Below are 13,460 nucleotides of genomic sequence, written 5' to 3' on the forward strand. Positions count from 1 at the left end.
ACCATTCGCCGGGGTCGGGCGTCTGCGGGATGGGTCTGCTCGGTTGGAGGGTCGGATGGGTGTGTCGCTGCTCGGGGGATGGTTTCCGGTGGTGCTGGAGGTGGTGGCCGGGGTTGTGGTGGTGGCTGCGGTGGGGTGGCGGGATTCGCGATGGCGGCGGGTGGTGCCATTGGTGGGGGTCGGGGCGGCGTTGGTGACGTTGGTGGCGGCTTATCCGGGGGCGAAGCTGGTGGGGCTGACGGATCCGTTGCCGTTCGTCGTGTGGTTGTGGTTCGGGGTCGCGGTCGGGGCCTTGATCGTGCTGGGGGCGGGGTGGCGGTCGGCGCGGTGGTGGCGGCGGGGGGCCGCGGTGGTGGCGGCGGTGCTGGCGGGGGTGGTGTGTGCGAACGGGATCAACCAGTTCGTGGGCTACTACCCGACGATCGACTCCGCGGTGAACGACTGGACGAACACGCCGCTGCCGGGTCAGGTGTCGATGTCGGGGATCGCGCGGGACGCCGGTACGACCAAGATGCCGGCGGCGGGGCGGCTGGTCGCGGTGGACATCCCGGCGACGTACAGCCATTTCGAGCACCGCCAGGAGCTGGTCTACCTGCCGCCGATCTGGTTCCGCGGCGCGCACCGGCCCGCGCTGCCGGTCGTCGAGCTGATCGGGGGCGAGCGGGGCGGCCCGGGTGACTGGGTCCGGCTCGGCAACGCCGTCCAGGTGTCCGACGCGTACGCGCACCGCCACCACGGGTACGCGCCGATCCTGGTGTTCGCCGATGCGACCGAGCGGTTCGACAACGACACCGAATGCGTGGACGGTCCGCGCGGGAACTCCGCCGACCACCTGGACCAGGACATCCCGCGGTACGTCGAGAAGACGTTCGGCGCGTCCCGTGATCCGCGGCGATGGGCGGTCGCCGGGTTCTCGATGGGCGGTACCTGCGCCATCGACCTGGTCGTCGAGCACCCCGACGTCTTCGACCACTTCGTCGACATCTCCGGCGACCTCGCGCCGTACACGAGCACGCCGGCCGCCAGCCTGCACGACCTGTACGGCGGCAACGTGGCACTCGAGAAGGCCAACGAGCCGCTGCTCGTGATGCGCGCCCACGGCAAGTACAGGAACGTCGACGGCCTGTTCCTGACCAGCACCCAGGAGCTGCGCCACCAGCACGAGGCCGAGGAGCTGTCCAGAGCCGCGGCCAAGGCCGGCATCTGGTCGCGGGTCGAGATCTCCCCCGGCACCCACGTCTGGCAGTTCGCCGCGCCGGCCTTCGCGTCGGCCTACCCGTGGCTGGTCAACCAGCTCGCCCTCCCCCAGCACGAAGGGAGCCACCCGAGGCCGGCGTGATCGAGAATCTGCGACGGCTCGCCGCCGGTCTGCTGGTGGTCGCGCTCCTCAGCGTGATCTCCGGCGCGGACACGGTCGGCGAGATGCGAACCGGCGGCGACGTCCGGGTGGTTGCCCTCGGCGACTCGGTTACGTCCGGCTCCAACTGCGACTGCACGCCGTTCCCCCAGCTGTACGGCGACCTGCTCGAGGACCGCTCCGGCGCGGCGGTGACCGTCGACAACCTCGGCGTCGGCGGCCTCGACTCCACCGGGCTGCTGCAGCAACTGGGCCAGCGCGGTGTCGCGCAGGCCGTCGGCGCGGCGAACGTCGTTCTCCTCACGATCGGCGCGAACGACTTCGGCGACCGCCACGACGACGTCACCAGCGGACAGTGCGCGGGCGACTGCGTCGCGGACGAGTTCGAGCGGCTGACCGCCAATCTCGGCCGGATCCTGAGCCGCGTGCGCACGCTCCGGGCCGGCCGGCCGACCACCGTTCTGATGACCGGCTACTGGAACGTCTTCAAGGACGGCGAGGTGGCCGAACGGCAGTACACCCCGGGCGGCCGGATCGCCAGCGACCAGCTCACCGTTCGTACGAACGCCGCGATCGCCGCCGCGGCCCGCGCCGGCGACGCGACGTACGCCGACATCTACACCCCCTTCGAGGACAACCCCGACGTCACCGCGCTGCTCGCCTCCGACGGCGATCATCCGGACGCGACCGGTCATGCGCTGATCGCGCGGGTTCTGCTGGCCGCAACGCCCAACCCTTTGCCCGCGTCCCCACGTCAGGGAGGTTAGAGACCCAGGGGGAACCAGATGGCCGACGCGTTCGCCGAGTTCGCGACCAGCAGGCATGGCGCGCTGTTCCGGTACGCGTACCTGCTGACCGGCGACCGCGGCCTGGCCGAGGATCTCGTCCAGGAAGCGCTGGTCAAGACGTACGTCGGCTGGCACCGCCTGCGCGACCCGAGCAACGCCGAGGCCTACACCCGCCGCGCGATCACCACCACCGCGATCGGCTGGTGGCGCCGGAAGTCCTGGCGCGCGGAACGGCCGAACGACGACGTACCCGATCGCGCCACGGCCGGGGACGACGCGACCGCGCGGATCTGGTTGTGGCGGGAGCTGCAGAACCTCCCGCCGCGGCAACGAGCCGCCCTGGTCCTGCGGTACTACGAGGACCTCAGCGAACCACAGACCGCCGAGATCCTCGGCTGCAGCGTCGGGACCGTGAAGAGCCAGGTCTCCGACGCGCTCAAGAAACTCCGGACCCGCCTGGGCTCCGACGTCGTGCTGAAGGCAGGGATGACCGAATGAACGACCTCCTCAGGGACACCCTCCACGAACGGGCCGACGCCGGTGCGCCACCGCCGCTCGATCTGGACGGCATCGTGGCGGCAGGCAACCATCGGATCACCCGCCGGCGCGCACTCGGCGCCCTCGGCGGCGCGGTCGCCGCGGCCGCCGTCACGATCGGCACCGCGACCGTCGTCCGTCCCCGCGACACCCAGCCCCAACCGGCCAAGCCCGCGCCGTTCACACAGCGCCGGGCGACGTACGCGCTCGGCGACACCATCCACTACGGCGACGAGATCATCTCGGTGGCACCGCACAAGGTCACCGCGTTCGTCCAGACCGACACCGGTTTCGTGTTCCTGAACGCGGCCAACGCGATCCACGTGGCCGACAGGGCCGGCGTGAGGAGTCTGGGCAAGAGCAGCTGGGAGCTCACCGCGGACTTCCAGGGCGGCCTGGTCGGCTGGGTCGAGGGGTTCAACGACCACAACGAGACGGTCGTGTACGACGTCGCCGCGGGCCGCGAACTCGTCCGCACACCGACCGGCAACAAGATCCCGGCGTTCGCCAGCCTCGTCCACCGCTCACGCGTCATCGCGATCGACGGCACCACGGCGTACTTCGACACGGTCGACGGCCCGTACCGCTGGGACGTCCGCGCGAACCGGGGTGAGCTGCTCGCGAGGGTGCCGACGAATGTCGTCCGCGACGTGGTCGCCGGGCGGATCGTGTTCCAGCAACCGATCGACCAGCGGCCACCCGCCGTGAACCTCGCAATCGCGGCGACCGTGTCAGCCGAGGCGCCGGCCCGATTCACCGGGCAGCAGGCGTATCTGTCGCCCACAGCGGCGTACCTGGCCACCCAGCCGGACGACGCACGACCAGGCATCCAGCCCTTGTGGGCCGGCCTCAACCTGGTCGACACCACCTCCGGCAAGCCGGTCAAGCTGCCGAACACGAACTACTTCAGCTACTACTTCGGCCAATGGATCGACAACGAGACCTGCACCGTCGCAGCCGAACACAGCGAGCGGATGGGCACAGTGGACCTGCTCGTCGTCAATGCACGAACGGGCGCCGCGCAGGTCGTGGCGTCCCGCTTCGCCGAGCACGGCTTCCGGACGACCCCGCCGCGGACAGCCGAGTTCGCGCTGCCGACCGGACGACCGATCATCGACCTCGCCTGAGCCGAGGCTCAGCTCTTCGCGGCGTCCTGCGCCGTCTTCTCCTGCTCCGGGGTGGCGTTCTCCGGGAAGTGGCAGGCGGTCTGGTGGCCCGGGCCGAGCTGGATCAGCGGCGGCTCGACGGTCTTGCAGATCTCCTGCGCCTTCCAGCAGCGGGTGTGGAAGCGGCACGCCGGCGGCGGGTTGATCGGGCTCGGCACGTCGCCCTGCAGCCGGATCCGCTCCTGCTTGCCCTTCCGCTTGGTGTCCGGCACCGGCACGGCGGACAGCAGTGCGACCGTGTACGGGTGCATCGGCTTCTCGTACAGGCTGACCCGGTCGGCCAGCTCGACGATCTTGCCGAGGTACATGACCGCGACCCGGTCCGACACGTGCCGTACGACAGACAGGTCGTGCGCGATCATCACGTACGTCAGGTCGAACTCGTTCTGCAGGTCCTCGAGCAGGTTCACCACCTGTGCCTGGATCGACACGTCGAGCGCGGACACCGGCTCGTCGGCGACGATCAGCTTCGGCCGCAGCGCCAGCGTGCGCGCGATCCCGATGCGCTGCCGCTGACCGCCGGAAAACTCGTGCGGGTACCGGTTGTAGTGCTCCGGGCTCAGGCCGACCAGCTCGAGCAGCTCCTGCACGGCCTTCTTCACGCCGTGCTCGGTCTTCACGTTCTGCAGCTTGAACGGCGCACCGACGATCTTGCCGACCGTGTGCCTCGGGTTCAGCGAACCGTACGGGTCCTGGAAGATCATCTGGACGTCGCGACGCAGCGGACGCATCCGCCCCTCGCCGAGGCTGCTGATGTCGCGGCCCTCGAACACGATGTTGCCCGCGGTCGGCGTCTCCAGCCGGGTGAGCAGCCGGCCGGTCGTGGTCTTGCCGCAGCCCGACTCACCGACCAGCGACAGCGTCTCGCCGCGGGTCACGGTGAAGGACAGGCCGTCGACCGCCTGCACGGCGCCGACCTGGCGCTGCAGCAGGCCCTTGCGGATCGGGAAGTGCTTGACCAGGCCGTCGACCCGCAGCAGCTCCTCGCCCATCTTGGGGACGGCAGGAGTCGATTCGGCGTCAGTTGAAGTCACAGTCGTCGTCCCGTTCACAGCTTCGGCTTGATGTCGGTCTCCCATGCCTTGCGGCGGTTCTGCGGGGAGAGGTGGCAGGCGACCATGTGGCCGTCACCGATGTCGAGCAGCTCCGGCCGCTCGGTCTCGCTGAGCCCGTTGTTCAGGTGCGCGTAGTTGCAGCGCGGGTTGAACGCGCAGCCCTTCGGCACGTTGATCAGGCTCGGCGGCGTGCCCTTGATCGGGATCAGCCGCTCGGTGCGCTCCCGGTCGATCCGCGGCATCGATCCGAGCAGACCCCAGGTGTACGGGTGCTGCGGCCGGTCGAAGATGTCCTCGGCGGTGCCGTACTCGACCGCACGCCCGGCGTACATCACCTGGATGTCGTCGGCGAGCTCGGCGACCACGCCGAGGTCGTGGGTGATGATGACGACGGCGGAGTTGAACTCACGCTGCAGGTCCCGGATCAGGTCCAGGATCTGCGCCTGCACGGTCACGTCGAGCGCCGTGGTCGGCTCGTCGGCGATCAGCAGGTCCGGGTCGCAGGACAGCGCCATCGCGATCATCGCGCGCTGCCGCATGCCGCCGGAGAACTGGTGCGGGTACGCGTCCACGCGCCGGTCGGGCTGCGGGATGCCGACCCGGTCGAGCATCTCGATCGCGTGCTTGCGCGCGACCTGCTTGCTGACCTTGTTGTGCACCCGGTACGCCTCCACGATCTGGTGGCCGACCGTGTAGAACGGGTGCATCGCCGACAGCGGGTCCTGGAAGATCATCGCCATCCGCTTGCCGCGCAGCAGCCGGACCTCTTCGCGGCTCGACGAGACCAGATCCTGGCCGTCGAGGAAGATCTCCCCGCTGATCTTGGCGACGCCCGGCTTGTGCAGGCCCATGATCGACAGGCTGGTGACGCTCTTGCCGGAGCCGGACTCGCCGACGATGCCGAGCGTCTTGCCGCGCTCCAGCTTGAACGAGATCCCGTCCACGGACTTCACCAGACCGTCGTCGGTCGGGAAGTGCACCTTCAGGTCCCGGACGTCCAGGAACGCCTCGCCGCGCTCCACCCGCTGCACGGTGTCCTGCGCTGTGTCTTGAACTTCTTCGATCGGCTCGGTCACGAGATCCGCACTCTCGGGTCGACGACGGCGTACAGGAGGTCAACGACCAGGTTCGCCAGCACGATGAAGAACGCGGCGACCAGCGTCACGCCGAGCACCTTCGGCAGATCGTTGGCGCGCAGTGCGATGACGGCGTACTGACCGATACCGGGCAGCGAGAAGGTGGTCTCGGTGAGGATCGCACCACCCATCAGCAGCCCGAGGTCCAGACCGAAGATCGTCAGGATCGGCGTCAGCGCGGACCGCAGGCCGTGCTTCATCACCACGTCCCGTTCGGTCAGGCCCTTGGCCCGGGCGGTCCGGACGAAGTCCTCGTTCATCGTCTCGAGCATGCCGGCCCGGGTGAGTCGCGCGTACGCCGCGGCGTACAGGAAGGCCAACGTCACCCACGGCAGGATCAGGTCGTACGCCCACCACAACGGGTTCGTCTCGTCGAGTGGATTGACACCGCCCTGCTGGGTCCAGCCGAGTCCGTAGCTGAAGATCGACAGGGACAGCAGGCCGGTGAAGAAGATCGGCAGCGAAACACCGGCCAGCGCCACCGACATGAGTGATCGGTCCAGCACCGACCCCCGTCTGAGGGCGGAGATGATGCCGGTGCCGACCCCGGTGACGAGCCAGATGAAGGCCGCCCCGAACGCGAGCGAGGCCGTCACCGGTATTCGCGCGACCAGGTCCGGCCAGACCGGCTGCTGGGTCAGGAACGAGTAGCCGAAGCACGGCGCCGGGCAGTGCTCGGTTCCGGAGCCGTAGTTGTAGTCGGCGCCGACCACCAGGCCCTTCACGAAGCGGCCGTACTGCACGTAGAGAGGATCGGTGAAGCCGAGCTTGACCGCCGTGTTGTGGATCTGCTCCTGCCCGGCGCTCTTGCCGACGTACCGGCCGGCCAGGTCGTCGGCGGTGGCACCGCCGATGCGCGGGACCAGGAAGAAGATCGCGAACGTAACGGCCGTGACGACGAAGAGCAGGATCACTGCTCCCAGCACCCGGCGGACAAGATATGCGAACACCGTACGCGGCGTGGTGGCCGGTGATCATCGCGGATCACCGACCACCCTCAGCCTTCACCTACCTCTGCTTGGTGATTGTTGGTCAGGGCAACTACGGCACTACTTCTGCGCGAGACCGATGCTCGCGTAGTCGTACATGTTCTGACCGTCGTTGCTGAACACGTTCGCGAGCGTGTCCGGGCGGTACAGCAGGCCCTTGGCCCAGATACCGGGCAGCACGCCGGCCTGCTCCATGACCTTCTTGTCGACGTCCACCCAGATCTTGTTGCGCGCGGCGTCGTCGGTGGTCGCCAGCGCCTTGTCGATCAGCTGGTCGACCTCCGGAATCCGGATGCCCAGGTTGGTGTTACCACCGGAGGCCCGGATCACACGGCTGTCCACGATCTGGCTGAGGAAGCCGAAGCCGTCCGGCCAGTCAGCACCCCAGCTGTAGACGATCATGCCGAGGTTGTTCGCCTTGGCGTAGTCCGGCTTGCCGGCGTACAGCTTGGTGTAGTCACCGGTCGGGAAGCCCTTCGGCGTCAGCTTGATGCCGACCTTGGCGAGCGACTGCTGCAGCGACTCGGCAACGGCCTTCTCCTTCGGCCGGTCCGCACGGTAGGTGATGTTGGCGCTGAAGCCGTTCGGCATGCCGCACGCCGCCAGCGCTTCCTTCGCCTTCGCCGGGTTGCCGTTCTTGTCCTGCTCGAAGCCGTAGTCGTCGAACTTCTCCGCGCCCGCGACCGACGGCGGCATCAGGTTCGTCGCGATGTCACCGCCGAACGGACCGCCGTACGCGCGCTGGTAGCCCTCGTGGTCGGCGGCGTACAGGACCGCCTTGCGGCAGTTGACGTTGTCGAACGGCTTGACGTCGCTGTTGAACACCGTGAAGTTCAGGCGGGTCGACAGCACGCTGTCGGTGTGCGCCTTCAGCTTCGGGTCGGCCAGCACCTTGGCCTGGGTCTCGGCCTGCACGCCGGTACCGGCGATGTCGACGTCGAGGTCGTTGGCGATCAGCCGGTTGTCGATGTCGGCGCCGTTGACGTTGTAGGCGACGTTGATCTTGTCCGGCAGCGCCTTGCGGCCCGACTCCGGGTCGGTCGACGCGTCGTACTGGTCGTTGCGGACCAGCGTGAAGCCCTTGTTCGGGTCGTTCGACTCGAACTTGTACGGACCGGTCGCGATCGGGTGCAGCTGGTACTTCGTGCCGGTGTCCTTCGCCTGCGGGACCGGCGCGGTCGACGGCAGCTGGGCGAAGTAGTCGAAGCCTGCGAACGTCTTGTTCAGGTGGAAGACGATCGTGTAGTCGTCCGGCGTCGTCATCGCCTGCGCCAACTGCTTCATCTGCGGGTCCTTGGCGATGCTGTAGTCCTTCGGCACGCCCAGCAGGAAGTCGTTGAAGTACGTCGGGCCCTGCGTCAGCAGCGCCTTGTCGAGGGACCGGGCGACGCCGTACATGACGTCCTTGGCCTTGACCTCGGTGCCGTCCTCGAACTTGATGCCCTTGCGGATCTTGTAGGTCCAGGTCTTGGCGTTGTCGCTCGGCACCCCGGCGGCCTCGGCGAGGTCCGGAACGACCTTGCCGCCCTCCTTGCCCGGCGCCGACTTGAAGACCATCAGCGGCCGGACGTAGTTGCGGGCCAGGTTCCAGGACAGACCGTAGTAGGTGTCACCGGGGTCCGTGGAGTCCCACTTCTCGGTGATCGCCATCCGGAGCGTGCCGCCCTTTTTGTCGCTCGGATTGAAGATCTTGCCGTTCGCCGCGTCGAATTCGGGCGTCGCCGCGCTGTTGCCGCCGCCAGACCCTCCGGAGGAAGCCTTGGGTCCCCCACAGGCCACCAGGCTCAAGGCGACGGCCGCACTGACGGCGGTAACCGTCGTGATGCGATTCCATCTCATCTCTTGTTGCACCCCTTAATTTGTCGAGAGCCAGGCTCCCTGGTTGATGCGAAACGCCTACCGGGACCGCGGGTCGAGCGCGTCTCGCAATCCGTCGCCGAACAGGTTGAACGCCAGTACGGTGACGAAGATCGCCAAACCGGGCGGGATCATGTACCACGGGTCGACCTGGTACCAGTTCGCCGCGCCGGAGAGCATGTCGCCCCAGCTCGCCGTCGGCGGGCGGACGCCGACGCCCAGGTAGGACAGCGCGGCCTCGAACAGGACGTTGGTCGGGATCAGCAGGGTCGCGTAGACCAGGATCGGCGCGATCAGGTTCGGCAGCAGTTCGGTGAACAGGATGTACGGACGCCGGGCCCCGAGGCTGCGGGCCGCGTCGACGAACTCCCGTTCCCGCAGCGACAGGGTCTGGCCGCGGATGATCCGGCCGATGTACGGCCAGCTGAAGAAGCCGATGATGAACACGATCAGCGCGACCCGCAGCGTGTCACCCTTCAGCCCGAACAGCTGGTCCGGGATGGCGCCGACCAGCGCCAGCGCGAACAGCACCAGCGGGAAGGCCAGGAAGATGTCCATCAGCCGGCTGATGATCGTGTCCACCCAGCCGCCGAAGTACCCCGCGACGACGCCCATCACGACGCCGATCACCACCGACACCAGGGTCGCCAGGAAGGCGATCAGCAGCGAGATGCGGGCGCCGTACACGATCCGCGCGAAGATGTCCCGGCCGTTCACCGGCTCGACCCCGAACGGGTGGTCCCAGCTGATACCGCCGAACTTGCCGATCGGGGTCTGCAGGGACGGGTCCACCAGATCCTGGTGGAAGTCGTTCGGCGTGACGCCGACGAGCTTGCAGATCAGCGGCGCGAAGATGCCGACCACGACCAGCAACAGCACGAAGGCGCCACCGGCCAGCGCGACCTTGTCGCGCTTGAGTCGCATCCACGAGATCTGCCAGAGCGACCGGCCCTCGATCTTCCCGGCACCCTCGAGAATTGCCTCGGGCTGCGCCGACGATGCACCGGGCTCGACCTCGAGTGGCGTGCTCACGCGATGAGTTCCCCTGCCTGGCTCGGATGAACCGGAACGAAATCCGGAATGGCTGCCGCCTTAACCTGCCGCCATTACAGCCCGGAGTCAAACGCGGAAAGTGCTGCGTTGCCCGATCGTGATCGTCAGGAAATCGTCCCGTATCGTGGACTTTCCGCAGTAAACCACGGCGTCGCACCCACGGTCGCCAGGACCTCGCGAACCGTTACTGCCATGGCATTTTTGTGTCACCGGGCGGCAGCCCGAAGTCACCGTCGAAGACCGGAAAGATAAAGGAACGACAACGGGTCGAGAGCTGTCGCGAGGTTCTCCACGCCCTTGCCGGCGACCACCGTGACGAGGCCCTGCCAGCTCGGGATCACCGGCACGTCCTGCGCGATCACTCCTTGTAGCTGCCCGATCAGATCGTCGCGCTTCAGCCCGTTCTGCTCGGTGCGTTCCTGCTGCAGCAGCTTCGTGGCCGCCGCCGACCGATAGCCGTTCTGCAACGGAACGTCGGTGACGAACGGCGCCAGGTAGTCGTCCGCGTCCGGGTACGCCGGGGTCCACCCGGTCTGGTACAGGTCGTACGCCCCGGCTTTCGTCGCCTGCTGGTACTGCGGCCACTCCGCACCGCGCAACGTCACCCGGAACAACCCCGACGCCTCGAGTTGCCGCTTCAGCTCGAGCACCTCGGCCTTCGCGCCGACGCCGTACTGCGACGGCGTCCAGCCGACGGTCAGCGGCACCGGCGCGGCGATGTTCGCCTCTCTGAGGATCGTCGCGGCGGCCGCCTTGTTCGGCTGCTTGTACTGCGTCTTGAACGCGTCGGCCTGCCCGCCGTAACCGGGCGGCACCACCGAGTACAGCGGCGAAACGCGGTCGCCGTACGCCTTCTTCGCGATCGCCTGGCGGTCGATCAGCTGCGCGACCGCCCGCCGGACCGCCGGCTTGCGGGCCAGCAGCGACTTCATCTGGAACGCGTACAGCCGGATCTCCGCCGAGCCCTTGTCGGCGATCTGCACTTGGTCGGACTTGCGCAGCTTGTCCAGCGGGCCGGGGCCGAAACCGTGGAACGCTAGGTCCGTCTTCCCGGTGGTCACCGCCTGGTACAGCGCGTTCGAGTCCTTCAGCAGGCTGATCGTGACGCCGTCGTTCTGCGCTGCCCGCGGTCCGCGGTAGCCGGCGAACTTCGTCAGCGTGATCTCGGTCCCCGGCGCGTACTTCGACAGCTGGTACGGCCCGCTGCCCATCGCCTTGGTGTCGAGCAGCTTGTTCGCCGGGTAGGTCTCCTCGTCCACGATCGACGCGGCGGTGGTGGTCAGCAGGTACGGCAGGCGGGCGTCCGGGCTGGTCAGGTTGAAGACCGCGGTCAGCTCGTCCGGCGTACTCACCGACTTCACCGAGGAGAACAGCGCGGCCGCTCCCCCGGGCGTCTTCAGCCGGGCCAGCCGGTCGAAGCTGAACTTCACGTCCGACGACGTCAGCTCGTGCCCGTTCGGGAAGGTCAGGTGCTCCTTCAGGCTGCACGTGTACGTCGTCGGGGAGTCGAACTGACAGTCGGCGGCGTCCGGGACCGGGGTCGGCTTGTCCGGCAGGATCGTCAGCAGCGTCTGGTACAGGTTCGCCTGGACGGTCCGCGCGCCGACGTCGTACCGGCCCGCCGGGTCCAGGGACGCGATCGTGTCGGTGGTCGCGAGCCGGAGCAGCATCAGCTTCGGCGTCGGCTCCCCCGGGTGCGGGGCGTTGTCGTCCGGCTCACCGCAGGCAGCAAGGGACACCCCGAGGGCACCCACTGCCACGGCCGCCGACACCCGGCGCACCCACTCGCTCACCGTCTCACCTTTCCCCAGCCCGTTACCCGAAACAACGCCCCCGATGGGCTCAAGTGACGTTAGCTGGTCAACGGAGCAGCGCCCGCAAGGATTCCGGAGTCAGCGGCTCCAGCGACTTGACCACGAGCCGGCGCGGCGCGTCCGGGATCGTCACCCACTGCGGCACGGCGACCACGTACATGCCGGCCGCCGTCCCGGCCTGCGTGCCGGTCATCGAGTCCTCGATCACCACGCAGTTCGCCGGGTCCACGCCGAGCCTGGCGGCACCGGTCAGGTACGGCTCCGGGTGCGGCTTGCCCAGCGTCACCTCGTCACCCGCGACGATCACGTCGAACGGGTCCGGCGGCAGGTGGCCGAGGACCGCGTCGATCATGCTCCGGTACGACGCCGACACCAGCGCGCACGGCACCTCTTCCTTGCGCAGCGCCTGCAGCAGCTCCAGGGCGCCCGGCTGGAAGCTGACTTCCCGCCGGAGCGCCTCGACCACCTCCGAGAACATCCGGTCGGCCAGCTCGTCGGCGGTGATCACCCCCTCCGGGATCCGCGCCATCCACACCTGGACGGCGTCCCGCAGGTCGCTCCCGATCAAGGTCAGGCAGTCCTCGATCGTCCAGGTCGCGCCGAGCCCGGCCAGCAGCTCGAGCTGCACCTCCGCCCAGACCTTCTCGGAGTCGACCAACGTCCCGTCCATGTCCCACAGCACCGCTTGCAGGGCCGGCAACTACCGCTCCTCTACGTCGTCTCCACGATCAGGTCCCCTCCATTCTCCCTGGTCGGGCACGACACGTTCCGCCTGGGGTGAAACCGGGCACACCTGAGCGGCCGAGCACGTAGGCTGGCAGTCCGATTGGCTACAGAGACGACAGGGGGCCTGCGAGTGGTTGACCTCGCGAACCTGAGGGACCCGGTCGTGATCGCCGCGTTCGAGGGCTGGAACGACGCGGCCGAGGCGGCCACCGGAGCGGTCGACCACCTGATCGACGAGTGGGACGCGGAGCTCGTCACGGCGATCGACCCCGAGGACTACTACGACTACCAGGTGAACCGGCCCCGGGTCAGCATCGACGAGGACGGCGGCCGGCAGCTCACCTGGCCGACCACGCGGATCTACCTGGCCCGTCCGGAGGACACCGGCCGCGACGTGCTGCTGATCCGCGGCGTCGAGCCGAACATGCGCTGGCGAGCGTTCTCCCGGGAGCTGCTGGAGATCGTCGACGAGTCGAACGCGCAGCTCGTCGTCGTGCTCGGCGCCCTGCTCGCGGACTCCCCGCACACCCGGCCGATCCCGGTCTCGGCGACCTCGTCCGACGAGGAGCTGACCGCGGCCTGGAGCCTGGAGCCGTCGACGTACGAGGGCCCGACCGGGATCACCGGCGTGTTCGCCGACCTGTGTACGACGCTCGGCGTCCCGGCGGTGTCGATCTGGTCCGCGATCCCGCACTACATCGCGGGGACGCCGTGCCCGAAGGCGTCGCTGGCGCTGCTCAGCAAGATCGAGGAGCTCCTGGACCTGGCCATCCCCGAAGGTGAGCTGCCCGAGCTCGCACGGGCCTGGCAGCGCGGCGCGGACGAGCTCAGCGAGGAGGACCCCGAGGTCGCGGAGTACGTCCACTCGCTCGAGGAGCAGCGCGACACCGCCGACCTGCCGGAGGCCACCGGCGAGGCGATCGCCGCCGAGTTCGAGCGCTACCTCAAGCGCCGCAACAAGAACCGGCCGGGCGAGTAGCGG

The 13,460-nt window shown here is 68.5% G+C and carries 12 protein-coding genes; 5 read left to right on the top strand and 7 right to left on the bottom strand.

Annotation, left to right across the window (positions count from 1 at the left end; translation table 11 throughout):
* Positions 1–55: 55 nt before the first annotated feature.
* From AB0L64_RS05790 to AB0L64_RS05805, 4 genes are read left to right on the top strand one after another with little or no spacing between them, the layout of a single operon-like run.
* The gene (locus AB0L64_RS05790; protein WP_363708144.1) at positions 56–1,339 is read left to right on the top strand and encodes an alpha/beta hydrolase-fold protein; all 1,284 of its coding nucleotides are present in this window, start codon (positions 56–58) and stop codon (positions 1,337–1,339) included.
* On the top strand, positions 1,336–2,124 hold the full coding sequence (locus AB0L64_RS05795; RefSeq protein WP_363708146.1) for an SGNH/GDSL hydrolase family protein: 789 nt from the start codon (positions 1,336–1,338) through the stop codon (positions 2,122–2,124). Before AB0L64_RS05790 ends, AB0L64_RS05795 begins: the two co-directional genes overlap by 4 nt.
* A gap of 18 nt (positions 2,125–2,142) precedes the next feature.
* Positions 2,143–2,643, top strand: a complete 501-nt coding sequence (locus AB0L64_RS05800; RefSeq protein WP_363708148.1) for a SigE family RNA polymerase sigma factor — start codon at positions 2,143–2,145, stop codon at positions 2,641–2,643.
* The gene (locus AB0L64_RS05805; RefSeq protein WP_363708150.1) at positions 2,640–3,809 is read left to right on the top strand and encodes a hypothetical protein; all 1,170 of its coding nucleotides are present in this window, start codon (positions 2,640–2,642) and stop codon (positions 3,807–3,809) included. The genes AB0L64_RS05800 and AB0L64_RS05805 overlap by 4 nt, the downstream gene beginning before the upstream one ends.
* An 8-nt stretch (positions 3,810–3,817) precedes the next feature.
* On the opposite strand, the gene AB0L64_RS05810 is transcribed toward AB0L64_RS05805, so the two are convergent.
* The 7 genes from AB0L64_RS05810 to AB0L64_RS05840 all read right to left on the bottom strand — a co-directional run bounded on the left by AB0L64_RS05810 (position 3,818) and on the right by AB0L64_RS05840 (position 12,452).
* Positions 3,818–4,840 carry a dipeptide ABC transporter ATP-binding protein gene (locus tag AB0L64_RS05810; protein WP_363708152.1) on the bottom strand — a complete coding sequence of 341 codons (1,023 nt, stop codon included), beginning with the start codon at positions 4,838–4,840 and terminating at the stop codon, positions 3,818–3,820.
* Positions 4,841–4,896: 56 nt separating this feature from the next.
* Entirely contained in the window at positions 4,897–5,925 is a 1,029-nt protein-coding gene (locus AB0L64_RS05815; RefSeq protein ID WP_363709793.1) for an ABC transporter ATP-binding protein, read from the bottom strand.
* Positions 5,926–5,975: 50 nt separating this feature from the next.
* Complete coding sequence (locus tag AB0L64_RS05820) at positions 5,976–6,989, bottom strand: ABC transporter permease (protein WP_363708154.1); 1,014 nt, start codon at positions 6,987–6,989, stop codon at positions 5,976–5,978.
* A gap of 99 nt (positions 6,990–7,088) precedes the next feature.
* Positions 7,089–8,867, bottom strand: coding sequence for an ABC transporter substrate-binding protein (locus AB0L64_RS05825; protein ID WP_363708156.1), 1,779 nt, complete (start codon positions 8,865–8,867; stop codon positions 7,089–7,091).
* A 57-nt stretch (positions 8,868–8,924) separates the two neighbouring features.
* Positions 8,925–9,917 (bottom strand): ABC transporter permease, encoded by a 993-nt coding sequence (locus tag AB0L64_RS05830; protein ID WP_363708158.1) that lies wholly within the window; start codon positions 9,915–9,917, stop codon positions 8,925–8,927.
* Between the two features lie 248 nt (positions 9,918–10,165).
* Positions 10,166–11,731: an ABC transporter substrate-binding protein gene (locus tag AB0L64_RS05835; protein WP_363708160.1), complete on the bottom strand. Its 1,566-nt coding sequence runs from the start codon at positions 11,729–11,731 to the stop codon at positions 10,166–10,168.
* Between the two features lie 67 nt (positions 11,732–11,798).
* On the bottom strand, positions 11,799–12,452 hold the full coding sequence (locus AB0L64_RS05840) for an HAD family phosphatase (protein WP_363708162.1): 654 nt from the start codon (positions 12,450–12,452) through the stop codon (positions 11,799–11,801).
* Positions 12,453–12,608: 156 nt separating this feature from the next.
* On the opposite strand from AB0L64_RS05840, the gene AB0L64_RS05845 reads away from it, so the two are divergent.
* Positions 12,609–13,457, top strand: a complete 849-nt coding sequence (locus tag AB0L64_RS05845; protein WP_363708164.1) for a PAC2 family protein — start codon at positions 12,609–12,611, stop codon at positions 13,455–13,457.
* The last annotated feature ends 3 nt before the right edge of the window (positions 13,458–13,460 follow it).

It is taken from the genome of Kribbella sp. NPDC051936 (genome assembly GCF_040680955.1).
Classification (GTDB): domain Bacteria; phylum Actinomycetota; class Actinomycetes; order Propionibacteriales; family Kribbellaceae; genus Kribbella.

What these genes read in the sequence shown, in the direction of transcription:
- AB0L64_RS05790 (WP_363708144.1), top strand. Translation starts at nt 56, where the DNA reads ATGGGTGTGTCGCTGCTCGGGGGATGGTTTCCGGTGGTGCTGGAGGTG.
- AB0L64_RS05825 (WP_363708156.1), bottom strand. Translation starts at nt 8,867, where the DNA reads ATGAGATGGAATCGCATCACGACGGTTACCGCCGTCAGTGCGGCCGTC.
- AB0L64_RS05800 (WP_363708148.1), top strand. Translation starts at nt 2,143, where the DNA reads ATGGCCGACGCGTTCGCCGAGTTCGCGACCAGCAGGCATGGCGCGCTG.
- AB0L64_RS05810 (WP_363708152.1), bottom strand. Translation starts at nt 4,840, where the DNA reads ATGGGCGAGGAGCTGCTGCGGGTCGACGGCCTGGTCAAGCACTTCCCG.
- AB0L64_RS05805 (WP_363708150.1), top strand. Translation starts at nt 2,640, where the DNA reads ATGAACGACCTCCTCAGGGACACCCTCCACGAACGGGCCGACGCCGGT.